21 protein-coding genes are annotated in these 23,325 nt (G+C 72.5%); 14 read left to right on the top strand and 7 right to left on the bottom strand.

Going from position 1 to position 23,325, the window contains the following annotated elements; all coding sequences use genetic code 11:
* The first annotated feature begins 2 nt into the window (after positions 1-2).
* On the top strand, positions 3-2,330 hold the full coding sequence (opgC, locus tag AAG827_RS01810) for an OpgC domain-containing protein (protein WP_341924064.1): 2,328 nt from the start codon (positions 3-5) through the stop codon (positions 2,328-2,330).
* 12 nt (positions 2,331-2,342) lie between these two features.
* Here opgC and AAG827_RS01805 read toward each other — a convergent pair whose 3' ends face one another.
* Together AAG827_RS01805 and AAG827_RS01800 are read right to left on the bottom strand one after the other, a co-directional pair.
* The gene (locus AAG827_RS01805; protein WP_341924062.1) at positions 2,343-3,626 is read right to left on the bottom strand and encodes an MFS transporter; all 1,284 of its coding nucleotides are present in this window, start codon (positions 3,624-3,626) and stop codon (positions 2,343-2,345) included.
* An 18-nt stretch (positions 3,627-3,644) separates the two neighbouring features.
* Positions 3,645-4,085, bottom strand: coding sequence for a VOC family protein (locus AAG827_RS01800; protein WP_341924061.1), 441 nt, complete (start codon positions 4,083-4,085; stop codon positions 3,645-3,647).
* Positions 4,086-4,166: 81 nt separating this feature from the next.
* On the opposite strand from AAG827_RS01800, the gene AAG827_RS01795 reads away from it, so the two are divergent.
* Both AAG827_RS01795 and AAG827_RS01790 read left to right on the top strand, forming a co-directional pair.
* Entirely contained in the window at positions 4,167-5,225 is a 1,059-nt protein-coding gene (locus AAG827_RS01795; protein WP_341924060.1) for an AbrB family transcriptional regulator, read from the top strand.
* A gap of 9 nt (positions 5,226-5,234) precedes the next feature.
* Positions 5,235-6,017 (top strand): inositol monophosphatase, encoded by a 783-nt coding sequence (locus AAG827_RS01790; protein WP_341924059.1) that lies wholly within the window; start codon positions 5,235-5,237, stop codon positions 6,015-6,017.
* On the opposite strand, the gene AAG827_RS01785 is transcribed toward AAG827_RS01790, so the two are convergent.
* Positions 6,003-6,812, bottom strand: coding sequence for a thioesterase family protein (locus AAG827_RS01785; RefSeq protein ID WP_341924058.1), 810 nt, complete (start codon positions 6,810-6,812; stop codon positions 6,003-6,005). The two genes, AAG827_RS01790 and AAG827_RS01785, sit on opposite strands and share 15 nt — an antisense overlap.
* A 165-nt stretch (positions 6,813-6,977) precedes the next feature.
* Positions 6,978-9,119, bottom strand: a complete 2,142-nt coding sequence (gene uvrB / locus AAG827_RS01780) for an excinuclease ABC subunit UvrB (RefSeq protein WP_341924057.1) — start codon at positions 9,117-9,119, stop codon at positions 6,978-6,980.
* Positions 9,120-9,291: 172 nt separating this feature from the next.
* Here uvrB and AAG827_RS01775 point away from each other — a divergent pair, with 172 nt between their 5' ends.
* Positions 9,292-10,461 (top strand): SpoIIE family protein phosphatase, encoded by a 1,170-nt coding sequence (locus tag AAG827_RS01775; RefSeq protein WP_341924056.1) that lies wholly within the window; start codon positions 9,292-9,294, stop codon positions 10,459-10,461.
* A 31-nt stretch (positions 10,462-10,492) separates the two neighbouring features.
* Here the strand turns inward: AAG827_RS01775 and AAG827_RS01770 are convergent, their stop codons facing one another.
* The gene (locus AAG827_RS01770) at positions 10,493-11,752 is read right to left on the bottom strand and encodes a phospholipase D-like domain-containing protein (protein ID WP_341924055.1); all 1,260 of its coding nucleotides are present in this window, start codon (positions 11,750-11,752) and stop codon (positions 10,493-10,495) included.
* A 22-nt stretch (positions 11,753-11,774) separates the two neighbouring features.
* Positions 11,775-12,719 carry a DNA-3-methyladenine glycosylase 2 family protein gene (locus AAG827_RS01765; RefSeq protein ID WP_341924054.1) on the bottom strand — a complete coding sequence of 315 codons (945 nt, stop codon included), beginning with the start codon at positions 12,717-12,719 and terminating at the stop codon, positions 11,775-11,777.
* A gap of 81 nt (positions 12,720-12,800) precedes the next feature.
* On the opposite strand from AAG827_RS01765, the gene AAG827_RS01760 reads away from it, so the two are divergent.
* Complete coding sequence (locus AAG827_RS01760; protein WP_341924053.1) at positions 12,801-13,586, top strand: enoyl-CoA hydratase-related protein; 786 nt, start codon at positions 12,801-12,803, stop codon at positions 13,584-13,586.
* A gap of 3 nt (positions 13,587-13,589) precedes the next feature.
* Here AAG827_RS01760 and AAG827_RS01755 read toward each other — a convergent pair whose 3' ends face one another.
* On the bottom strand, positions 13,590-14,972 hold the full coding sequence (locus AAG827_RS01755) for an AMP-binding protein (RefSeq protein ID WP_341924052.1): 1,383 nt from the start codon (positions 14,970-14,972) through the stop codon (positions 13,590-13,592).
* Positions 14,973-15,096: 124 nt separating this feature from the next.
* On the opposite strand from AAG827_RS01755, the gene AAG827_RS01750 reads away from it, so the two are divergent.
* The 9 genes from AAG827_RS01750 to AAG827_RS01710 all read left to right on the top strand — a co-directional run.
* A complete protein-coding gene (locus tag AAG827_RS01750; protein WP_341924051.1) occupies positions 15,097-15,921 on the top strand; it encodes an amidohydrolase family protein in 825 nt (274 codons plus the stop codon).
* Positions 15,922-15,983: 62 nt separating this feature from the next.
* Positions 15,984-16,508 (top strand): MSMEG_0572/Sll0783 family nitrogen starvation response protein, encoded by a 525-nt coding sequence (locus AAG827_RS01745; RefSeq protein WP_341924050.1) that lies wholly within the window; start codon positions 15,984-15,986, stop codon positions 16,506-16,508.
* Between the two features lie 11 nt (positions 16,509-16,519).
* Entirely contained in the window at positions 16,520-17,620 is a 1,101-nt protein-coding gene (locus AAG827_RS01740) for an MSMEG_0568 family radical SAM protein (RefSeq protein WP_341924049.1), read from the top strand.
* A 2-nt stretch (positions 17,621-17,622) separates the two neighbouring features.
* Complete coding sequence (locus tag AAG827_RS01735) at positions 17,623-19,122, top strand: MSMEG_0567/sll0787 family protein (protein WP_341924048.1); 1,500 nt, start codon at positions 17,623-17,625, stop codon at positions 19,120-19,122.
* Complete coding sequence (locus AAG827_RS01730; protein ID WP_341924047.1) at positions 19,119-19,994, top strand: carbon-nitrogen hydrolase family protein; 876 nt, start codon at positions 19,119-19,121, stop codon at positions 19,992-19,994. The genes AAG827_RS01735 and AAG827_RS01730 overlap by 4 nt, the downstream gene beginning before the upstream one ends.
* Positions 19,987-20,304: an MSMEG_0570 family nitrogen starvation response protein gene (locus AAG827_RS01725; RefSeq protein WP_341924046.1), complete on the top strand. Its 318-nt coding sequence runs from the start codon at positions 19,987-19,989 to the stop codon at positions 20,302-20,304. Before AAG827_RS01730 ends, AAG827_RS01725 begins: the two co-directional genes overlap by 8 nt.
* On the top strand, positions 20,301-21,578 hold the full coding sequence (locus AAG827_RS01720) for an MSMEG_0569 family flavin-dependent oxidoreductase (protein WP_341924045.1): 1,278 nt from the start codon (positions 20,301-20,303) through the stop codon (positions 21,576-21,578). The genes AAG827_RS01725 and AAG827_RS01720 overlap by 4 nt, the downstream gene beginning before the upstream one ends.
* Positions 21,579-21,590: 12 nt before the next feature.
* Positions 21,591-22,469 carry a carbon-nitrogen hydrolase family protein gene (locus AAG827_RS01715; protein ID WP_341924044.1) on the top strand — a complete coding sequence of 293 codons (879 nt, stop codon included), beginning with the start codon at positions 21,591-21,593 and terminating at the stop codon, positions 22,467-22,469.
* A partial coding sequence (locus tag AAG827_RS01710) for an MSMEG_0565 family glycosyltransferase (protein ID WP_341924043.1) occupies positions 22,466-23,325 on the top strand: 860 nt, incomplete at its 3' end. The genes AAG827_RS01715 and AAG827_RS01710, both read left to right, overlap by 4 nt.

The raw sequence follows: 23,325 nt of genomic DNA, 5'->3' as shown, positions 1-23,325 counted from the left end.
CCGTGAAGCACCACCTCCGACCGGCCGTCGTCCTCGGCCTGGCAGCAGCGATGCTGCTTCCACTCCTCACCCTCGCTCTGGTCGTCCCGGCGCAGGCGGCGGACGACACGATGCCGCGGCCCGGGCCCGGCGCACCCTGGTTCGGTCCCGAGCTCGACATCGAGACCGCCGTGCCCCAGGACTATGCCGACGCGCTCGGGGCCGCGCCTTCGTCCTTCACGTTCCAGGTCGACTACCCCATCAGCGGGGAGGACGAGGTCTTCCTCGAGCGCCAGGTGCGAGCGATCGCGACCCTGGGTGCGGTCGTCGTCGTCGACCTGCAGCCGCGCACGCCGCTGGAGGGACTCGGACTCGCTGATGCCGAGGCCTTCGGGGAGCTCCTCGACGGGCTGCACGACGAGCTCGGGACCTGGTTCCTCGCACGCTTCGGAGCCGAGATGAACGGGTCCTGGGAGCCGTGGGGCCAGCAGGCCGTCGCCTACAAGGCCGCCTTCCGCGTGCTCGCCGAGGGCCTGGACACGACGGCGCCTCACGTCGAGACGGTCTGGTCGCCCGTCTACGGCTCCGGGTACCCCTACCGGGAGGAGCAGGGCGCCGATGGTGACATCGGCCTGCCCGACGAGGTGGACGTCGAGCCCCTGGACACCAACGGCGACGGACGGCTGGCTCCCGGGGACGACCCCTACGGTCCCTACTTCCCCGGCGACGACGTCGTCGACTGGGTCGGTCTGACCCTCTACCGCTTCGGTCAGGACCAGGGCATCGAGAGCAACGTCGTCCCCACCGGCGAGTACGACGCGCGGCTCGCCGAGACCTGGGGCTACGGCGACGGCACCAACGGCCGGCCGTTCTACGACCGCTTCGCGGCCGCCGGCGACCGGCCCATGCTGGTGCAGACCTCGGCGCTCTACAACCCGGCTGTCGAGGGCGCGACCGAGCTCGAGCTCAAGCGGTCGTGGTGGCGCCAGGTGTTCGGAAGCTCCACCGACCACCCCCTGATCGGCCTCATCAGCTGGCTGGAGGTCGATCGCATCGAGCCGGAGGTCGACACCGCGGCCGTGGACTGGCGAGTCACGGCGGACCCCGAGATCGCGGCAGCGATCCGTTCCGACCTCGAGCGCTCCACGGTGGACCTCGGTCCCGTGAGCGACCCCGTCGAGGACACCACCCCCCGCGACGCCGACGGCAACCCGATCGGCGACGGGGGCTCCTTCGTCCCCGTCCCCGGCAGCGACCTCCCGGCCGGGGTGACTCCCGACCCCGGCGCCCGTGCCCTGGGCATCGGTGGGCTGGCGCTGCTGGCGCTGCTGGGCCTGGCGCTGCTCGCCCGCACACGGTCCGGCTGGGCGTCCGTCGAGGACGGCGTCGGCTCGCGCGACCCGCGGCTGGACCTGGCGCGTGGAGCCCTGCTGGTCCTGGTCGTGGCCGGTCATGTCGGTGTCGTGCTGGGCCACCTCGGCACCGCCCGCTCGGCGCTCGGCGTCCTACCCGTCGCCGAGGCGCTGGTGCTGCTCTCGGGCTTGGCGATCGCGTCGTCCCCCGTCGTGCGCTCCCTCCGGCGCGCCATGCGTCTGTACGCCGTGGCCGTCCTGACCGCCCTCGGGGTCTACGTCGCGAGCCTGGTCCCCGGTGTCGAGGCCGGGCGCCTCCTCGGGCTGCGCGACCCGGCGACGGGCCAGGTGCGTGACCTCTTCCCGGACGCCGACCACCTCTTCGACTACCCGACACCCTGGGACGCCGCACGGCGGCTGCTCTTCCTGGAGATGGGCCCCTGGGCCACCAGCATCATCGGTCTCTTCGTGCTTCTCGGGCTCGCGGTCCCGCTCGTGCTCCTGCTGCTCCGACGTCGGCTGTGGTGGGTGGCGCTGCTGGTGTCCTGGGCGCTGTGGGCGCTGGGGCAGGTCTGGCACCCCTCCTGGGCGCCCGCCCAGTTCGCCGACACCTACCCGCCGCTGGCGTGGCAGCTCCTCTTCGTCCACGGCCTGGCCCTCGGCCACCACCGGCGCTCCGCCGGCGCCTGGCTCCGCGGCAGGGCCGGCACGCTGGTCGCCGGCCTCGCCGTGACGGCGTACGCCGGGGTGGTCGGCTGGTGGTGGGCCACCGGCCGCACGCTCGACGCGGACTTCTGGGGCGGGGTCGACCTGCCGGTGGGACGCGTCGCGCTCGTGGTCGCCACCGGCGTGGTCGCCACCGCCGTCCTCACCGCCTGCTGGCGCCCGCTGGCCTCGACGGTCGGGCGGGTGCTGGTGCCGCTCGGTCGTCACCCGGTGGCCGTCCTGGTCGGCCACGTCGCGGTGCTGCTCGTGATCGCCACCGTCATCGACCGCTAGGGGCGGCCGGCGTCAGGCCAGGACGCCCGACTCGAGCTGGGTCCGGTCGATGACGGCACGTGCCCGGCGGCGGTAGCGCCAGATCTGCACCAGCCCGATCCCCCACAGGACGTACTGCGAGCTCATCGCCCACCGGAAGGCCTCGGGCGTGTACGCCGTGCTGGCACCCGGGGTGCGCCAGTCGAGGATGACGCCGATCGCCACCACGAGGATCAGGGAGGCCGTGAAGCCGGCCTGGTTGATGATGCCGCTGGCGCTCGCGAGCCGCTCGACGGGGTTGGAGGTGCGACCGAGGTCGAAGCCGATCATCGACGCCGGTCCCCCGATCCCGGCGACCAGGACGAGGAGCACGAGCAGCGGCAACGGGGCCGCACCCGGCCAGACGAGCACCACGGTCCACACCGCCACGATCGACCAGACGATCGTGAGCACGATGGTCGAGCGGTGCCACGGGTGACGACCGATCAGCACGCCCAGCACCGGGCCGGCGACCATGACGGCCACGATCATCAGCGAGAGCAGGACTCCGGCCTGCTGCGCGGAGAGCCCCTCGCCGCGCACGAGGAAGGGGTAGCCCCAGAGCAGGCTGAGCGCGGTCGCGCTGAACTGGGTCGTGAAGTGCATCCAGAAGCCCAGCCGGGTGCCCGGGTGCGCCCAGGAGGCCGCCAACGTCTGGCGCACCGCACCCCACGACATCCGCGGACCGCGCAGGTTGCGCCCGTCGGGCGAGTCGTGGACGGCGACCAGGATCGCGACGGCCAGAACGGCGCCCAGCACGGCCGCGCCGAGGTAGGCGGTGGTCCAGCCCCAGCGACCCAGCGCGTAGGTCATGGGGATCGCTGCACCGATGGCACCGACCTGCCCGAGCGTGCCGGTCAGCTGCGTCACGAAGGGCACGCGGCGGGCCGGGAACCAGCGGCTGACCAGGCGCAGCACGCAGATGAACGTCAGCGCGTCCCCGACCCCGACCAGGGTGCGGGCGAGGAGGGCCAGCGGATAGCTCTCGGCGACCGCGAACAACGCCTGGGCCCCGGTGAGCAGCAGGGTCCCGGCCAGCATCACGCTGCGCGAGCCGTAGCGGTCGACCAGCAGCCCGACGGGGATCTGCATGCCGGCGTAGACGAGCAGCTGGAGCATCGTGAAGGTCGCCAGCTGCGAGGCGGAGATGTCGAAGCGCTCGCTGGCCGCGAGCCCGGCGACGGCCAAGGACGAGCGGTGGAAGACGGCGACGAGGTAGACCGCGAGGCCGACCCCCCAGACCGTCAGCACGGTCCTGGTGGGCGGCTCGGCTGTCACCCCGTGATCGTAGGCGCGTCAGTCGAGGCAGAGCTCGTTGCCCTCGGGGTCCTGCAGGACGAGGAACCCGTGGCTCAAGGGCGGCTCCGGCCCGTGGCGCTCCACGCGGGTGGCACCGAGGGCGACCAGCCGCTCCGCCTCGGCCTCCAACGCGGCCATCCGCTCCTCCCCCTGGAGCCCCGGCGCCGCCCGCACGTCGAGGTGCACCCGGTTCTTGGCGGACTTGCCCTCCGGGACGACCTGGAAGAACAGCCGCGGGCCGGCGCGCGTGGGGTCGTGGCACGCCGACCGGGTGTTGCGCTGGTCGGGCGGCACCCCGAAGGCCTCGAGAGCGGCGTCCCAGGTGTCGAACCCCGGCGGCGGCGCGTCGAGCTCATAGCCGAGGGCCGCGCACCAGAAGCCCGCCAGGGCTCCTGGGTCGGCGCAGTCGAAGGTCACCTGGATCTCTCGGACGTCCATGGAGGTGACGATAGGCACGGCCACCGACACCCGTCGAGACGTGCCGACCGCTCGCTGCGACCCGCCTCCTAGGGTGACGTGGTGACTGACCGGGGACGCACGCCGCTGGGCGGCGTGGTCCTCGTCGTGTGGGTGACCGTGCTCCTCTCGGTGGTGCTCTCGCTGGCCGGGGTGCCGTCGGCGGTGCTCTTCGGCTCGCTGCTGGGAGGCATGGCCCACGCGCTCACCTCCCCCACCGAGATCAAGGTGCCGGCCGCCGCGTTCCGCCTCGGGCAGGCCCTGATCGGCGTCACCATCGGCACCCTGGTCAGCGTCGAGGCGCTGCGTCGCATGCGCGGCGAGATCGGGCCGATCCTGCTGGTCACCCTGGGCACCATCGTGCTCAGCCTCCTGGCCGGACGGCTCCTGGCCCTGCGACGCGACGTCTCGCCCGTGACCGGCGCCTTCGCCCTCGTCGCCGGGGGTGCCTCCGGGGTCGTCGCGGTCGCGCGCGACCTCGGGGCGGACGACCGGGTCGTGACGGTCGTGCAGTACCTCCGGGTGCTGATCGTGCTCGTCACCATGCCGCTGGTCACCGCCGTCGTCTTCGACCCCGCCTCGGGCGTCGGGACGCTGGAGGGGTCCGGAGGCTCCCTGGCCGCCTCGACGGCGTACGTCGTCATCGCCGTCGGCGGTGGCCTGCTCGTCGCTCGCTTCGTGCCCGTCTCGACCATGACCCTGCTCGCCCCGCTCACGATCGCCGCGGTCGTCGTGTCCGCAGGGTGGCTCGGGGAGGTATCCGTGCCGGTGCCGCTGCAGTGGCTCGGCTACGCCCTGATCGGCGTCCAGGTCGGGCTGCGCTTCACCCGGGCCAGCCTGGCCGCGATCACCCGGATGCTGCCGGTGGTGACCGGGCTCATCGTCGCGATGATCGTGCTGTCGGCGGTGATGGGATCGGCGCTCGCCTGGCTGACGCCGGTCGACGGGCTCACGGCCTACCTCGCCACCACCCCGGGTGGACTCTTCGCCGTGCTCGCCACCGCCGCGGACAGCGGCTCGGACGTCACCTACGTCATGGCGGTGCAGCTGTTCCGGTTGCTGGTGATCCTCCTGCTGACCCCGGTGCTGGCCCGGTGGCTGCGCGGCCACGAGGCTCGGTAGGTTCCTCCCGTGGAGACAGACGAGGTCCTGACCCTGCTCCGGGACGTGGCCGAGGAGGTCATCAACCCGCGCTTCCGCACGCTGAGCGACCACGAGGTCTCGGAGAAGAACCCCGGTGACCTCGTCACGGTCGCCGACCACGAGGCCGAGGTGCTCCTCACCGACGCGTTGCTGCGCGCCTACCCCGACGCGGTGGTCCTCGGCGAGGAGGCCACGGCGGCGGACCCGTCGCTGCTGGAGCGCTACGCCGCCGCCGACCACGCGTTCACCGTCGACCCCGTCGACGGCACGAAGAACTTCGTGCACGGCTCGCCCGACCACGCGGTGATGGTGGCCGAGCTGCGCGGGGGCGACGTCGTGCGCAGCTGGATCTGGCAGCCCCAGCACGAGGTCGCCTACGTCGCCGAGCGCGGAGCCGGCGCCTGGCGCAACGGCGATCGCCTGGTCCGGGCCCCTCTCGGCGACGACCTGCGCGGGGTCACCTCGCGCCGCAGCTGGTTGGGACGCGCGCTCGGCACGCTGCGCGAGCTCGACCTCACCTGGGTCTGCTGCGGGGTGGACTACCCGCACCTGGTCGAGGGCGCCGCCGACTACGCCCTCTACTGGGTCGCGAAGCCGTGGGACCACGCCCCGGGCTCGCTCCTGCTCACCGAGGCGGGTGGTCATGTCGCGATGTTCGGCGGCGAGGCCTACCGGCCGCAGGACCCGACCGTCCGCGGCCTGGTCGCGGCGGCCGACCGTCCGACGTACGAGCTGGTGCAGGGGCTGGTCGGCGCCCTACCGCGGCGCTGAGGGAGGGCTCACGGGACGCACCGTGAGCGCCTGGGACATCGTCCCCACCGGGCCGTCGAGGTCGTGCAGCACCGTGCTGGTGATGCCGAGGCCGCCCGCGCCGAAGGAGACGGTGGTGTCGAAGCCGACCCAACCGCCTCGGGGTGCGCGCAGGACGTGGGCCGTCAGGTCGACGTTGGGGAAGGCGACCTGGCCGGGATCGACCCGCACGACCATCCCGTTGGCGATGTCGACGACGCCGAAGGTCGCCGCCAGCGCGCTGACGTCCTCGTCGGCGAGCAGCGGAACGCGCGGTCGCACCCAGAAGGTGCCGCGGCCTGGCTCGTGGAGGTGCCGTCGCACGTCGACCGAGGCGATGAAGCCGCCGGGCCAGGTCGTCGTCCCGTCCCACCCCGGGTGGTCGTCGGGTCCCGGGATGGGGGCGAGCGCCGTGCCCGCGAGCTGGTCGGTCTCCCCCGGCTGCAGGAGCCAGGCCCGGAGACGGACGACGTCGCGGCCGGCGTGGCGCAGCCGTGCCTCGACCAGCTCGATCGTGCGGCCGGGGCGCAGCACCTCGACCGCGATCTCGACGACGTCGACCGGCATCGTGCCGAGGATGTCGAAGGACACCCGACCCACGAGGGCCGCGTCGTCGCGCCGGCCGGCCCGATCGGCCTCCACGGCGTGCACCATCAGCCCGAGCGCCGGGGCGATGTGCTGCGTGGCGGTGTCCCACGCGCCGCCGACGTGGTCGGTCGCGCGGAAGGTGCCGGCGGCGAGGCGGTGGAAGTAGGCCGTGTCGTCTCCCGAGGTCACCGCGTCATTGTGCCTGGACCCGTCGTAGGCTCCCGACATGCCTCGGGTGGTCCTCATGGGCAGTCCGTCGGGGTCGGGCAAGTCGACCCACGCGCGGCGTCTCGAGGCCGACGGGATCGTGCGGCTCACGGTCATCCGCTGACGCCGACTCGGCGAGGGTGCGACCTACTTGGTGGCTTCCATCATCTGCCGCAGCTCCTTCTTCAGGTCGGAGATCTCGTCACGCATCCGGGCGGCGACCTCGAACTGCAGCTCGGCGGCGGCTGCCTTCATCTGGTCGGTGAGCTCCTGGATGAGCGAGGCGAGCTCGGAGCTCGGCATGCCCGCGAGGTCCTTGGCGTGCTGGCCGGACGCGGCCTTGGACAACCCGGGGACCGGCTGCTTGGCCTTCACTCCCCCGGCGCGACCCTTGGCCGCGGTGCCGGCCCAGGTCTCGAGGAGCTCCTGGGTGTTCTCGTCCTCGCGGGCCAGCATCTCGGTGATGTCGGCGATCTTCTTGCGCAGCGGGGTCGGGTCGATGCCGTGCTCGGTGTTGTAGGCGACCTGGATCGCGCGACGACGGTTGGTCTCGTCGATCGCCCTCTCCATGGACGGGGTGATCTTGTCGGCATACATGTGGACCTGGCCCGACACGTTGCGAGCGGCTCGACCGATCGTCTGGATGAGGGACTTGTCGGAGCGCAGGAAGCCCTCCTTGTCGGCGTCGAGGATCGAGACCAGCGACACCTCCGGCAGGTCGAGGCCCTCGCGGAGCAGGTTGATGCCGACGAGGACGTCGTACTCGCCGAGGCGCAGGTCGCGCAGGAGCTCGATGCGCTTGAGGGTGTCGACCTCGGAGTGGAGGTAGCGGGTGCGGATGCCGGCGTCGAGGAGGTAGTCGGTGAGGTCCTCCGACATCTTCTTGGTCAGCGTCGTGACCAGGACCCGCTCGTGCTTGTCGGCCCGCGTGCGGATCTCGTGGATCAGGTCGTCGATCTGGCCCTTGGTCGGCTTGATGACGACCTCGGGGTCGATCAGGCCGGTCGGGCGGATGATCTGCTGGACCGTGTCGGGCTGGCCGTCGGGTCCGGTGACCTTGTCGAGCTCGTAGTTGCCGGGCGTGGCCGAGAGGTAGATGGTCTGGCCGATGCGCTCGAGGAACTCCTCCCAGCGCAGCGGCCGGTTGTCCATCGCACTGGGCAGGCGGAAGCCGTGGTCGACCAGGTTGCGCTTGCGCGACATGTCGCCTTCGTACATCCCGCCGATCTGCGGCACCGCGACGTGGGACTCGTCGACGACGACGAGGTAGTCCTCGGGGAAGTAGTCGAGCAGGCAGTTGGGCGCCGATCCGCGCGAGCGACCGTCCATGTGCATCGAGTAGTTCTCGATGCCGGAGCAGGACCCGACCTGGCGCATCATCTCGACGTCGTAGGTCGTGCGCATGCGCAGGCGTTGCGCCTCCAGGAGCTTGCCCTGCTTCTCGAAGGTCGCGAGCTGCTCCTCGAGCTCCGCCTCGATGCCGGCGATCGCCCGCTCCATGCGCTCGGGGCCGGCGACGTAGTGGGTCGCGGGGAAGACGTAGAGCTCGGTGTCCTCGGTGAGCACCTCACCGGTGACGGGGTGCAGCGACATCAGCCGCTCGATCTCGTCGCCGAAGAACTCGATGCGCACGGCGTGCTCCTCGTAGACCGGGAAGATCTCGAGGGTGTCGCCACGGACCCGGAAGGTGCCGCGGGTGAAGGACATGTCGTTGCGCGTGTATTGGATCTCGACGAGCTGGCGCAGGATCGAGTCGCGGTCGCGCTCCTCGCCCACCCGCAGCCGCAGCATGCGGTCGACGTACTCCTGGGGGGTGCCGAGGCCGTAGATGCAGGAGACCGTGGAGACGACGATGACGTCGCGCCGGGTCAGCAGCGAGTTGGTCGCCGAGTGCCGCAGCCGCTCGACCTCCTCGTTGATGGAGGAGTCCTTCTCGATGTAGGTGTCGGTCTGGGGGACGTAGGCCTCGGGCTGGTAGTAGTCGTAGTAGGAGACGAAGTATTCGACCGCGTTGTCCGGGAAGAGCTGGCGCAGCTCGTTGGCGAACTGGGCGGCCAGCGTCTTGTTGGGCTGGAGCACCAGCATCGGACGCTGCACCTGCTCGGCGACCCAGGCCACGGTCGCGGTCTTGCCCGTGCCGGTGGCACCCAGCAGCACGACGTCCTGGACCCCGCCGTTGATGCGCTTGGTGATCTCCTTGATCGCCGCGGGCTGGTCGCCGCTGGGCTGGTAGTCAGCCTGCACGTGGAAGGGCGCGACGCGGCGCTCGAGGTCGGTGACAGGACGCATGCCTCCAGCCTACGGAGGGCCACCGACAGTGGCCCCCAGACGGTGGGGGCCCCGCTCCGGCACCTCCCCCCGACAGATCACCACTTCTCCTCATGTGACGATGCCACGTACCGTAATTGGGGGAGTCGACCCGGGGGGGCGACCGATCCATCGACGACACATGGGGACACGCGTGGAGACCACCGACGCCGTACGCCGGGAGAAGGCACTCGCCAGCCTCGGGCTCGCCGAGGCCACCGGTTCGGAGCGCCTCGACCGGATCACGGACCTGGTGACCCGGGCACTGGGGCTGCCGATCAGCACCATCACGGTGCTCGACGGGCAGCGCGCCACCTTCCCCGGCAGCACCGGCACCGACGGCCAGGACATGGCCACGGACCAGACCTTCTGCGAGGTCACCCAGGCGCTCGGCGAGACCGTCGTCGTCGAGGACGCCCGCCTCGACGAGCGCTTCGCCTGGAAGGACGCCGTCCGGGACGGGGTGACCTTCTACGCGGGGCAGCCGCTGCGCGATCACCACGGCACCGTCGTCGCGACGCTGTGCGTCGCGGGCATGGAGGCGCGCCGGCTCACGGAGGCAGAGCTCGACCTCTTCCTCGAGCTCGCCTCCTGGGCCGAGCACGAGCTCGTGGGCACCACCGAGATGCGCCTGGCGTGGGAGGCCCAGTCGGCCCTGCTCCCCCAGGGTGCCGTCTCCGACGGCGACTGGCGCATCGAGGGCTCGTGCGTCCCTGCTTCCGCGATCGGCGGCGACTTCTACGACTACGAGCTCTCCTCGGACATCGGCTTGGTGCGCCTGGGCGACGTCATGGGCAAGGGCACGGCGGCCGCGCTCATCGGGGCCGGGGTCCGGGCCTCCTTGCGCGGCACCCACGACGCGGTCCACGCCGGGGTCGACCTGGGCGTGACCGTGACGCAGGCCGCCCGCGTGATGCAGCCCGACTTCGAGCGCACGTCGGCCTTCGCCACCCTCTTCGAGGCCGCGGTCGACCTCCGCGACGGCACCGTTCGCTACGTCGACGCCGGCTCGGGCCTGGCCCTGCTGGTCCGGGCCGACGGCCGGGTCGTCCGCCTGATCGGTCTCGACCACCCGCTCGGGATCCTCGCCGACGACCACTGGACCGAGCGGCAGGAGCGGATGGAGGCCGGGGACCGGCTGGTCGTCTTCAGCGACGGCCTGCTCGACATCGTCGGCGACGGCCCCGGGTGGGTGGACCGCATCAGCACGCTGGTCCGCACGTACGACGACCCGGCCGAGCTGGTGGCTGAGGTGGCGGAGCAGAGCCGGAAGCTGTCGAGCATCGACGACGTCACCATCGTCGTGGTCTCCCGCGCCGCCTGAGGCGGCCCGGTCACGACGGCCGATCGACGGCTCAGAGCAGCGGTCGCAGCGGCGCGAGGAAGTACTCGGTGAACTTGCGGTGCAGGTCGCGGGCCTCCCACTCGAGGCTGGTCAGCTCCAGGCAGTTGCCCTCGTCGGTGGCGAAGATCTGCTCCAGCTCCTTGGCCAGCGACTCGTCGATGAACTCGACGTTGATCTCGTAGTTGCCGGTGAGGCTGAGCCGGTCGATGTTGGCCGTGCCCACGGTCGTCCACGTGCCGTCGACGGTGGCGGTCTTGGCGTGGACCATCGCGTCCTTGTAGCGGAAGATCCGCACGCCCGCGTCGAGCAGCTGGGTGAAGTAGCCGCGCGAGATCCAGTCGGCCACGATGTGGTTGGACTTCAACGGCAGCAGCAGCCGCACGTCGACCCCGCGCTGGGCGGCGTGGCGCATCGCGTCGACGAAGTCCTGGTCAGGCGTGAAGTAGGCGGTCGTGATCCACACGTTGCGGCTGGCCCGGTTGATCGCCTCGATGTACATCGACCGGATGGGGAACATCCACAGCCGCGGCACGTTGCGCTGCACCCGGATCTGCGGCTCCCAGGTGGACGCGGTCTCCAGCAGCAGCGGGCGCTCGCTGTGGCGGATCCGGCGCCGGCGGTTGAGGTTCCAGAAGTCGGCGAAGGCGCGCTTGAGGTCCCACACGGCCGGGCCGGTGATCCGCACGTGGGTGTCGCGCCACTCGGTCTCGTAGGCCGAGCCGATGTTGTAGCCACCCACGAAGCCGGTGTTGTCGTCGATGACGAGGATCTTGCGGTGGTCGCGGCCGTAGCGGCTGAGGTCGAAGAAGCGCCAGCCGGCGGCGTAGACGGGGTAGCGCAGCACCAGCATGTTGTCGGGGAAGCGCTTGAACACCGGGGACACGACGAGGTTGGCGAAGCCGTCGTAGATGCAGTAGACCTCCACGCCGCGGTCAGCCGCCGCCGCGAGCGCGTCCTTGAACCGCTCGCCCGTCGCGTCACCCTTCCAGATGTAGGTCTCGAAGAGGATCTGCTTCTTCGCGCCCTCGATGGCCGCGATCATGTCGTCGTAGAGGTCCTTGCCGAACGTGTACGTCGTCACCGACCCGAAGCCGACCTCGACCGTGCTGGGGGCACTGACCGGGAAGGGCTTGGGCTTCTTGCCGCGACGCCGGTAGGAGTCGACCAACGACATCACGATCGCGACCCCGAGCTGGACGCTCAGCACGGTCAGCAGGGTCTTGCGGGCGACGGTCAGGAGCCGCGTGGCAGAGGGGCGGCGCAGGGACACGTCAGACAATCTAGCGAGTCGCTCACCGCGGGTGGCGGACGACGGTCGCGGGCAGGTGCCCCCGCGGCGACATGCGGGCTCCGTGACGGGGTCGGCGCAGCCCCGCGACCGCGACGAGCGTGGGGACGCGACCGCGCTGCGGACGCCACGGCTCGAGGAACTCCTCCAGCTGCGCGTCGTCGAACGGCGTGCCCGTCAGGGCCCAGCCGACGTCCTTGGCCACGTGGTAGTCGCCGAACGAGACGGCGTCCGGATCGCCGAACGCTCGCTGGCGGACCTCGGCACTGGTCCAGACACCGACGCCCGGGATGGACCGCATCCGGCGCTCGGCCTCCTCGCCGGTCAGCGACGCCGTGCGCTCGAGCGCGTCGGCCACCCGCGCGACCGTGACGATCGTGCGCGACCGCGCCGGGTCGACGTGGAGCCGCAGCCACTCCCAGCTCGGGATGGTGCGCAGCACCTCGGGCGTCGGCTGCAGCCACAGCTTGCGGTCGGCTCCGGGACCCGGCGCCCGCTCGCCGAAACGGTGCACGAGCATCCGGAAGCCCGCGAAGGCTTCCTGCCCGGTGACCTTCTGCTCGATGATCGCCGGCACCAGCGCCTCCATCACCAGACCCGTGCGTCCCAGCCGCAGGTGCGGGTGATGGCGGTGAGCCTCGGCGAGGACCGGGTGCCGCGGCTCGAAGGCGCCCCAGTCGTCGTCGGCGCCGAGCAGCGGGGGCAGCCCGTCGAGCACCCAGACGGCGCCAGGCCCCCAGGCCTCGCCGACCACCTCACCCTCGCCGGGACGAGCCGTGACGCACAGCGTGGCGGGTCCCTGCGGGGTGCGGATGCCACGCCAGTGTCGGCCCTCATCGTCGATCCTGTACGTCGGGTCGCCGCCGCCGCGGCGGTGCAGGCGCAGCACGCCCCCCACGGAGACGGGCCAGTCGGGCCGCCACACCCGCCGCTCGCCTGCCGTGCCCATGCCGCGAGCCTAGACGCGGCCGGCGACAGCGCGGATCGGGACAACCTAGAACACGTTCTACTTCACGGCTAGCATGCCGCCATGACCCTGCAGATCACCGACGAGGCCCGGGTGCGGACCATCACGCTGGACCGCCCCGAGGCGCTCAACGCCTTCAACGAGGCGCTCTACGACGCGACCGCGGAGGCGCTGCTCGCCGCCGCCGAGGACCCGGACGTCGCCGTCGTGCTGCTGACCGGCAACGGGCGGGGCTTCAGCGCCGGCACCGACCTCCTGGAGATGCACCGGATCGCCACCGACCCCGACTTCGTGCGCGGCACGCACGGCTTCCTCGGGCTGCTCGACGCGCTCGTCGACTTCCCCAAGCCGCTGGTGTGCGCGGTCAACGGGGTGGGGCTCGGCATCGGGATGACGATCCTCGGCTACGCCGACCTGGCGTTCATGTCGTCCACGGCCCGGCTCAAGTGCCCCTTCACGAGCCTCGGCGTCGCGCCCGAGGCCGCGTCGTCCTACCTCTTCCCGCAGCTGCTCGGGCGCCAGGACGCGGCGTGGGTGCTGCTGTCGGCGGAGTGGGTCAGCGCCCAGGAGGCGCTGGAGATGGGGCTGGTCTTCCGGGTCTGCGAGCCCGAGGACCTGCTCGCCGAGGCGCACCGGCACGCGGCGCTGCTGGCCCGTCGCCCGATCTCGTCGCTGGTCGCGGTGAAGCGCACGATGACCGAGCCCCTGCGCTCGGAGATCCGCAAGGCTCGCGAGCGCGAGAACGCCGCGTTCGCCGAGCTGATGGGCGGGCCGGCCAACCTCGAGGCACTGACGGCCTTCGCCGAGGGACGCGAGCCGGACTTCACCTCGCTGCCGCCCGGCTGGTGAGGCTCAGCGCCAGGCCGAGCGACGCACCTTGCCGGTGTCGGACCGCAGCTCCTCGCTGACGACCTGCCAGCTGCGCGGCTGCTTCTCGGGGTCGAGCCGGTCGTGCACCCAAGCCATCAGCTCGGCCTCGCCGACCGCGACGCCCGCCGTGTCCACCACCGCGTGGACCCGCTGGCCGAGGTCGTCGTCGTCGCGGCCCACCACCACCGAGGACCGCACCGCCGGGTGCTCGTCGAGCACCGCCTCGACGTCGGCCGGCTGGACCTTCACCCCTCCGGTGACGACCACGTCGTCGAGCCGGTCACCGATCCACAGGAAGCCGTCGGCGTCCAGGTGACCCGAGTCCCCCAGCGTGTGCCAGCCGTCGCGCACCTGGGGCACCGCCCCCACATAGGCGTACGTCGGTCCGCTGCGGCGCATCAGCACCTCACCCTCCTCGCCCGGGTCGCACCCCGAGCCGTCGGGCCGCACCACGCGGAAGCGTGAGTCACCGACCGGTCGCCCCACGGACCCCGGCCGCTCCAGCCACTCCGTGCCGCCGATGAGCGCCAGCCCCTGCGACTCGGTCCCGGCATAGAGCTCCCAGACCCGCTCGGGCCCCAGCCACTCCAGCCACGCCCGCTTGAGCCATGCCGGGCACCGGGCTCCCAGGTGGAGGACCGACTCGAGGCTGTCGAGCTGCGCCGCACCTCGCGAGGGAGCCCGCCAGATGCGCTGCATCATCGTCGGCACGAGCATCCCCCAGGTCACCTGGTGCTCGGCCACGAGCCGCAGCCACTCGTCGGCGTCGAAACGCGGCATCACCACGAGCTCGTGGCCGGTCATCAGCCCACGCATCGCGTAGACGAACGGGGCAGCGTGGAAGAGCGGGCCCGCGACCAGCTGCACCGCCTCGCGCGGCACGAAGGGCGCGACCCGGCCCTCGGGGTCGACGCGCGCGGGTGCCGCCGCGCGCACGATCTTGGGCCGCCCGGTGCTGCCGCTCGACGTGGGTGCCTTCCAGCTGGAGGCCGCGAGGTCCGGGAGCGGCGCGTCCGACTCTCCGTCGCACCGGTCGAGGGGTCCCGCGACCACCACGGCAGGCGCAGCCAGCGCGAGGACGGCGTCCCGCTCGGCGGCGCCGAGTCGCGGCGAGAGCGGCTGGGGGGTCGCACCGGCCTTCCACGCCGCGACGCAGGCGACCACGACGTCGGTGCTGTTCGGCAGGGCGACGCTCACCAGGTCGTCGACCGCCAGACCGGCCGAGCGCCACCGCCGCGCCACCCGGTTGCTCACCTGGTCCAGCTCGCGCCAGGTCAGCACGTCGTCGCCGCACCGCACCGCGACGGCGTCGGGGCGCTGCTCGGCCCACGAGGTGATCGCACGCGAGATCGACAGGTCCGGCACACCGGCGACCCTAGGCCGGCGCACCAGGCCCCGCGAGCCAGGTAACAAGGAACTTACGTGCTGGGTCGCACACTGCATTCCGCCCGAAACCATTCGGAAACGCTGCGCCCGTTGACTTCTCGTCATGCCCAGCCCGGTCCACGACGCCCACCGCCACATCGGCGTGCTGCCGTCGTACCCGTTCTACGGCGGCCCCGCGATCAGCCCCGACACGACCGCGAAGGCCACCGTGGCCGACTTCCTCGCCACCCTCGACGACGAGCGCGTGGAGCGCACGCTGGTGCTGCCCAACTACGGCGTCCCGGACCCCGACGTCGCCTTCGGGCTCAACCACCTGGCGATCGAGGCGGCGCAGAAGGACGAGCGCGTGCGCTGCGGGCTCTGGGTCTCCCCGAAGGCCTCCGACGCGGCGCGCAACGACGCGGCGCTCGACCTGGTCGGCGAGGACGGGGTGCGGGCGCTCAAGACGAGCTTCCTGCTCGGCGGCTCCCCCGACGACCCCGACTGCGCCGAGCAGCTGCACCGGATCTTCACCACCGCCGCCACCCACGACCTCGTCGTCCACGTGCACACCTCGCCCGGCGCCGCCTCCGACGTCGACCGCATCGGCGAGCTGGTCGAGACCTACGGCGACGCGACCAAGATCCACCTCGTGCACCTCGGCGGCGGGATGAGCGGCCACCTCAAGCTGATCGGCGGCCGGCTCTTCGACTGGATCGAGGCCGGCAAGCAGGTCTACACCGACACCAGCTGGGCGATCGGCTTCGCGCCGCGCTGGCTGGTCGCGGAGATCGAGCGGCGCGGCATCGGCCACGACCGGATCCTCTTCGCCACCGACACCCCCTGGGGCGACTTCGCCGGCGAGCACGCCCGCCTGCGCGACGCCGCCGGTGACGGCGACCTCGCCGCCGCCTTCTTCACCCACAACTTCGAGGCCCTCTACGGCTGAGAGACGCACCACCAGCACGGCAGCACCCGCACGGCACCCACCCACGGCACACAGGAGAAGCGATGCCCGCGTTCGACGACGAGATCATGGCCAACATCGAGAAGTCGCTGGGAGAGATCCCGCACCCCTCGCAGGCCCCCGGGACCAACCTCTACGGCTCCACCAAGCTCTTCCCCGACTACCAGGCCACCGAGGGGCAGAGCTACCTCACGCTGGTCCACGGCATCCCGCACGAGTCCTCGGTCAGCTTCGTCGCCGTCCTCCAGGCGACGCGTGCGCTGCGCAAGGGCTTCGAGTCGGCGATCTACTTCTACGGCCCCGGTGCCCTGGCGTGCATGGACACCCGTGGCTTCCCGACGACCAACGACGTGGCCTTCCCCGGCAACCAGAACATGAACGACTCGATCAAGACCTTCATCAAGGAGGGCGGCACGGTCTTCTGCTGCCGCTTCGGCCTGGCCCTGCACGGCTGCCGCGAGGAGGACCTGATCGCCGGGATCATCCCGGCCCACCCGCTGGACGTGCAGGACGCGGTCATCCACTACGCCAACAAGGGCGCCATCATCAACTCCGTCTACAACCTCTGAGGGGTCGGGACATGGCCGCGCAGATCTCCGAACAGGTCTCATCCGAGCCGACACCCGGCCGCAGCACGCGTGTCGACGTCGCCATCCAGGGCATCCGCCTGCTCGACGCGCCGGTCGCGCGACGCGCAGGTGCCGGGCCCAGCGACGACGGCCACGTGCTGCTCGACGGGATCGGCGCGGCCATCCCGCTCAACCCCCGCAGCGCCTACACCGTCAAGGGCGGCAAGCTCCTCCTCGACGGCGCCGACACCGGCATGGGGGTCGAGGCCGTCGCCCGCCCCCGCTTCTACGACCTCGAGACCGCCGACGGCGTGTCCTACGAGAAGATCGCCCGCCTCCACTCCGACCGGGTGCTCGCCACGACCGTCGTGCAGACCTGCATCCGCTACGCCGAGTCGGAGCGCTGCCGCTTCTGCGCGATCGAGGAGTCGCTGGTCCAGGGCTCCACGGTCGCGGTGAAGTCGCCCGCGCAGATCGCCGAGGTGGCCAAGGCCGCGCACGACCTCGACGGCATCACCCAGATGGTGATGACCACCGGCACCAGCAACGGCCGCGACCGAGGCGCCACCCACCTCGCCCGCTGCGTGCGGGCGGTGCGGGAGGTCCTGCCCGACCTGCCCATCCAGGTGCAGTGCGAGCCGCCGGCCGACCTGGCGACGATCCAGGACCTCTACGACGCCGGCGCCCGCTCCATCGGCATCCACGTCGAGTCGATGGACGACGACGTACGCCGTGCCTGGATGCCCGGCAAGGGCACCGTACCCCTGGAGGAGTACCGCGCCGCGTGGCGCGAGGCCGTCCGGGTCTTCGGCCACAACCAGGTCTCCACCTACCTGCTGATCGGCCTGGGCGAGGACGCCGACGAGCTGGTCGAGGGCGCCCAGGAGCTCATCGACATGGGCGTCTACCCCTTCGTGGTGCCCTTCCGCCCGCTCGCCGGCACGCTGGCCACCGACGTCGACGGCGCCACGGCTCCCCCGCCGTCGGTCGTCTACGACGTGACCGCCCGCGTGGCGGCTCGGCTCAGGGCGGCCGGGATGGCCGGCTCCGACCAGGCTGCCGGGTGTGCCGCGTGCGGCGCCTGCTCGGCGCTCTCCTGCGAAGGGGCCTGACCATGAGCGCGCATGACGTGGGGCTCCTCGACCACATCCTCTCCGGCGCACCGACCTGGGTGGCGCGGGCCGACCCGTCGGCGTACGTCGTGCTGCGGGCGGACGCTCCCGCCGAGCTCGACGCCTACCGCCGGCTGCGCCGCGAGGTGTTCGTCGACGAGCAGGGGCTCTTCAGCGGCAGCGACGCCGACGACGTCGACGACGACCCGCGCACGGTCGTGCTCGTCGCCCGGGCCCCCGACGGCGAGGTCCTCGGCGGCGTGCGGCTCCACCCGGCCCTGCCCGGCCGGGACCTCGGCTGGTGGCGCGGCAGCCGGCTCGTCGTCGCCCCGGACGCCCGGCTGCACCTCGGGGTCGGAGCCGCGCTGGTGCGCGCGGCCTGCGCCGAGGCCGAGAGCGCCGGCGCCCTGCGCTTCGACGCCACCGTCCAGGCCCAGAACGCCGTCCTCTTCCGGCGGCTCGGGTGGACGCTGCGCGACGAGGGCCGCCCGGTCGACCTGCACGGTCACCCCCACGTCGTCGTCGACTGGCCGATCGCCCGCGTGCAGCGCCTGGCCGACGCGACCAAGTCGGCTCTCGGAGGACTGCTCTCCGGTCTCCAGGCCGTCCCCTTCGGAGGAGGCGGTGCGGGCTTCGTCGGCGACGACGGCGCCCCCGTGCCCGGCACCGACCTGGTCGCCGCGTGCGACGCGATCCTGCCCTCCATGGTCGAGCGCGACCCCGAGTGGGCCGGCTGGTGCGCGGCCCTGGTCAACCTCAACGACCTCTCCGCCATGGGCGCCACCCCGGTCGGTCTCCTCGACGCGGTCGGCGCGCGGGACGCGTCGTTCGCCCGCCGCGTGCTGCGCGGGCTCACTGACGCCTCCCTGGCCTGGGGGGTCCCCGTCCTCGGCGGCCACACCCAGCTGGGCGTCCCGGCGTCCCTGTCGGTGACGGCCCTCGGCCGGACCGCGCGTCCCGTCCCCGGAGGCGGTGGCCGCGTCGGTCACGACCTCCGGGTCACCGCCGACCTCGGCGGCGGCTGGCGTCCGGGCTACACCGGCGCCCAGTGGGACTCCTCGTCGCACCGCTCGCCGGCCGAGCTGCGAGCCCTGGCGCACGTCGTACCGGCCCTGGAGGCGACCGCCGCCAAGGACGTCTCGATGAGCGGCCTCGTGGGCACCACCGGCATGCTGGCCGAGGCCAGCGGGTGCCGCGCGGTCCTCGACGTCGAGGCGATCCCCGCTCCCGAGGCGGCCTCGCCGGGCGACTGGCTGACCTGCTTCCCCGGCTTCGCCATGGTCACCGCCGAGACGGCACCGTCGCGCGCCGCTGTGATCGGCCTGCCGGACCTCGTCACCAGCCGCGTCTGCGGCCACCTCACCGAGGGCACCGGCGTCGGCCTGCGCTGGCCCGACGGCGTCGTCACCGAGGCGATCGGCGCCCGGGTCACCGGCCTGGGCCCCGCCACCGCCACCGGCACAGCCACCGCCACCGGAACAGCAGGAGGGACCGCAGCATGAGCACCACGTCGAGCACCCGCTTCGGCGCCGTGTGCGCCAACTTCGGCCGCGACGTCGAGGACAACCTCGCCCAGATCAGCTCCTACGTCGAGCAGGCGCGCGCCCAGGGCGTCTCCCTGCTCGCGCTGCCCGAGGCCTGCCTCGGCGGCTACCTCTCGGCCCTCGGCAGCGGGCGCGACGGCACCCACGACGAGGCTCCCGAGTCGCTGCCCCCGGTGATCGACCTCGCCGGGCCCGAGCTGCGCCGCGTCGCGGAGATCGCCCGCGAGATGACCGTCGTCGTGGGCTTCTGCGAGGCCGACGGGGCCGACCGCTACAACAGCGCGGCCGTGCTGACCGGCGACGGCGTCCTCGGTGTGCACCGCAAGGTGCACCAGCCGCTCGGGGAGAACCTGCACTACGCCGCGGGCAGCGACTTCCGCGCCGTCGACACCCCGATCGGCCGTCTCGGCATGCTGATCTGCTACGACAAGGCCTTCCCCGAGTCGGCCCGGTCGCTGGCCCTCGACGGTGCCGAGGTCATCGCCTGCATCTCCGCCTGGCCCGCCTCGCGCACCGCCTCCGCGGGAGACCTGGCCGAGGACCGGTGGACCCAGCGGTTCAACCTCTTCGACCAGGCCCGCGCCCTCGAGAACCAGGTGGTGTGGGTCGCCGCCAACCAGAGCGGCACCTTCGGCCGGCTCCGCTTCGTCGGCAACGCCAAGGTCGTCGGTCCCGGCGGCGACGTCCGCGCGACCACCGGCACCGACAGCGGCCTCGCGGTCGCCGAGGTCGACGTGGCGGCCGAGCTCGACACCGCGCGTCGCGCCATGTTCCACCTGCGCGACCGCCGCCCCGGGACCTATCTCGCCCAGGAGCCGGTCCATGCCTGAGATGACCTTCTCCGTGCGCTGGCCGGACGGACGCCTCGAGGAGTGCTACTCCCCCTCGCTGGTCGTACACGACCACCTCGAGCCGGGGACCACCTACACCGTCGCCGAGTTCACCCGGCGCTCCACGACCGCCCTGCAGATCGCCAGTGACCGCGTGCGCGAGAAGTTCGGCTGGGCCTGCACCTCCGCGGCCGCGACCCAGGAGCAGATCGCCGGCTCCGCGTCGTCGTACGCGCCCGACGAGCTGGTCGAGGTCGTGCGGCTCTGGCCGCCCCTGCCCGCCAGGACACCCACCCAGGAGACCTCATGATCCCGTCCGTCCGCCACGTGCCCGTCGTCGTCGTCGGCGGCGGCCAGGCCGGCCTCTCCGTCAGCTGGCACCTCAAGCGCGAGGGCGTCGAGCACGTCGTCCTCGAGGCCGAGACGCCCGCCCACGAGTGGGCCACCAGCCGCTGGGACAACTTCACGCTGGTGACGCCCAACTGGCAGTGCCGGCTGCCGGGCTACGCCTACGACGGCCCCGAGCCGCACGGCTTCATGACCCGCGAGGAGGTCGTCGCGTGGATCGGCGGCTATGCCGCGACCTTCGACCCTCCCGTCGTCACCCACAGCCGGGTCACCTCGCTGACCGAGCGCGACGGCGGAGGCTTCGTCCTGCAGGTGTCGGGCCCCGACGGCACGAGCACCTGGGAGGCCGACGACGTCGTGCTCGCCACCGGCGGCTACCACCTGCCGATCGTGCCGCCCTGGTCGCACGCTCTCGACGACTCGATCCACCAGCTGCACTCCGCGCACTACAAGAACCCCCAGCAGCTGCCCGAGGGCGAGGTGCTCGTCGTCGGCTCCGGCCAGTCCGGCGCGCAGATCGCCGAGGACCTCCACCTCGCCGGCCGGCGCGTGCACCTCGCGCTCGGCGACGCCCCCCGCTGCTCGCGCTTCTACCGCGGTCGCGACTGCATCGACTGGCTCGACGAGATGGGGCTCTACACCAAGCCGGTCCAGCAGTATCCCGGCGGCCTCGCCGCCCGCGAGAAGACCAACCACTACATGACCGGGCGCGACGGCGGCCGCGACATCGACCTGCGCGCGTTCGCCCTCGAGGGCATGGCGCTCTACGGGATGCTCGAGTCCGGCTCCGGCACCGAGCTGTCCTTCCTGCCCACCCTGACCGAGGCGCTCGACCGCGCCGACGCCGTCGCCGCCTCCATCAAGGCCGACATCGACGCCTACATCGAGCGCCAGGGCATCACGGCCCCCACCGAGGAGCCGTACGTCGCACCCTGGGCGCCGTCGTCGGAGCCGACGTCGTTGGACCTCGCCCGGGCCGGGATCACCAGCGTCATCTGGGCGATCGGCTACCGACCGGACTACCGCTGGGTGAAGGTCGGCGTCTTCGACGGCACCGGGGTGCCGACCCACACCCGCGGCGTGACGTCGGTGCCGGGGCTCTACTTCCTCGGGCTCCCGTGGCTGCACACCTGGGGCTCGGGGCGCTTCGCCGGCATCGCCGACGACGCGGCCCACGTCGCCGGTGCGATCACCGGCGCGCACCGCCCGGTCGGTCTCGCGCGCTCGGCGGGCTAGCGCGGTGCCGTCGTGAGCCGGGCCTCGGGGACGCTGCGGATCGGCGCGGTGGCGGCCCACTTCGGCCGCGACCTCGACCGGGCGCTGGTCAAGCTCGAGGGCATCGTCCGCGACGCGCGCGCGGCGGGCGTCGACCTCCTGGTGCTGCCCGACGCCACGCTAGGGGGCTATCTCTCCGACCTCCGGCGTCCCGACCCGCACGCGATGCCGCCCGCGCTGACCGAGGACTCCTTCGAGATCGGGCGCGTCATCGCGATGGCCGGGCCGATGGTGGTCTGCGTCGGCTATGCCGAGGAGGCCGTCGAGGACGGGCAGGCGCTGCTCTACAACGCCGCCGTGTGCGTCACCGGCGACGGTGTCCTCGGCCGGCACCGCAAGGTGCACCAGCCGGCCGGCGAGTCCCTCGTCTACGCCGCCGGCGACTCCTTCGAGGCCTTCGACACCCCGGTCGGCCGGCTGGGGATGCTCATCGACTACGACAAGACCTTCCCCGAGGCCGCGCGCTCGCTCGCCCTCGACGGCGCGACCATCCTGGCCTGTCTCTCGGCCTGGCCGGCCAGCATGACCGACCGCGCCTCACGGCTCCCCCAGGACCGCCAGTCGCGGCTCTTCGACCTCTACGACAGCGCTCGCGCCGCGGAGAACCAGGTCGTCTGGGTCTCCTCCAACCAGACCGGCGTCATGGGCGGTCTGCGCTTCCTCGGCCAGGCCAAGGTCGTCGGCCCCGGCGGCGACATCCTCGCGCGCACCTCCTCCAAGGGCGGCCTGGCCGTCGCCGAGATCGACGTCGCCTCCGAGGTGCTCCGCTCGCGCCGGGTCCTGCACCACCTCCAGGAGCTGACCCCGTCGGCCTACCACGCGCTGCCCGCGGCGCCGGAGGTCGCGACGTGAGGATCGCCCTGCTCACCTACTCCACGCGGCCGCGCGGCGGCGTGGTCCACACGCTCGCGCTGGCCGAGGCGTTGGCCGCGCTCGGTGAGGACGTGCACGTCTGGACCCTGGGCCGCGGCGGCGACACCACGTTCTTCCGGCCCGTCGACCCGGCCGTGACCGTGCACGCGGTGCCCTTCGAGGCGCTCGACGACGAGACGGTCGGCGCGCGCATCGTCCGGTCCATCGCCGAGCTGAAGGTCGCCTTCGGCCGCGAGCGGTCGTCGTACGACGTCGTGCACGCGCAGGACTGCATCAGCGCCAACGCCGCGCTCCCCTGCCTGCGCACCATCCACCACCTCGACCAGTTCACGACGCCCGAGCTCGCGGCCTGCCACGAGCGGGCCGTCGTCGCACCGCGCGCGCGGGTCTGCGTCTCGGCGTCGGTGGCCGCGGAGGTCGAGGCGGGCTGGGGCCTGGTGCCGACGGTGATCCCCAACGGGGTCGACGCGGCCCGCTTCGCGGCAGGCGCCTCGGACCGCGCCGGTCGCGAGCGGTGGGCGCGCGAGCTCGGTCCCTACGTGCTGGCGCTCGGCGGCATCGAACCCCGCAAGGCCAGCCTCGACCTGCTGGAGGCCTTCGCCCACCTGCGGCGCGAGCGGCCCGGGCTTCGGCTGGTCTTCGGGGGCGGGGAGACGCTCTTCGACTACCGCGACTACCGCGCGGCCTTCGACGCCCGCGCGCGTGACCTGGGGATCGAGCCGACCGTCCTCGGCACGATCGCGGAGGACGCCCTACCGGCGCTGGTCGCGCAGGCGTCGGCACTCGCGATGGTGTCCACCAAGGAGGGCTTCGGCCTGGCCGCGATGGAGGCGCT

Source organism: Nocardioides psychrotolerans, assembly GCF_943371775.1.
GTDB classification, from domain to species: Bacteria; Actinomycetota; Actinomycetes; order Propionibacteriales; family Nocardioidaceae; genus Nocardioides; species Nocardioides psychrotolerans_A.
Note: the sequence above shows the minus strand (reverse complement) of the source record. Positions and strands in the feature narration are given on the sequence as shown.

Coding starts and splice junctions, on each gene's coding strand:
- AAG827_RS01800 (WP_341924061.1), bottom strand. CDS start 4,085: ATGGACGTCCGAGAGATCCAGGTGACCTTCGACTGCGCCGACCCAGGA.
- uvrB (WP_341924057.1), bottom strand. CDS start 9,119: ATGCGTCCTGTCACCGACCTCGAGCGCCGCGTCGCGCCCTTCCACGTG.
- AAG827_RS01765 (WP_341924054.1), bottom strand. CDS start 12,719: ATGGGCACGGCAGGCGAGCGGCGGGTGTGGCGGCCCGACTGGCCCGTC.
- AAG827_RS01760 (WP_341924053.1), top strand. CDS start 12,801: ATGACCCTGCAGATCACCGACGAGGCCCGGGTGCGGACCATCACGCTG.
- AAG827_RS01750 (WP_341924051.1), top strand. CDS start 15,097: ATGCCCAGCCCGGTCCACGACGCCCACCGCCACATCGGCGTGCTGCCG.
- AAG827_RS01745 (WP_341924050.1), top strand. CDS start 15,984: ATGCCCGCGTTCGACGACGAGATCATGGCCAACATCGAGAAGTCGCTG.
- AAG827_RS01740 (WP_341924049.1), top strand. CDS start 16,520: ATGGCCGCGCAGATCTCCGAACAGGTCTCATCCGAGCCGACACCCGGC.
- AAG827_RS01735 (WP_341924048.1), top strand. CDS start 17,623: ATGAGCGCGCATGACGTGGGGCTCCTCGACCACATCCTCTCCGGCGCA.
- AAG827_RS01730 (WP_341924047.1), top strand. CDS start 19,119: ATGAGCACCACGTCGAGCACCCGCTTCGGCGCCGTGTGCGCCAACTTC.
- AAG827_RS01725 (WP_341924046.1), top strand. CDS start 19,987: ATGCCTGAGATGACCTTCTCCGTGCGCTGGCCGGACGGACGCCTCGAG.
- AAG827_RS01720 (WP_341924045.1), top strand. CDS start 20,301: ATGATCCCGTCCGTCCGCCACGTGCCCGTCGTCGTCGTCGGCGGCGGC.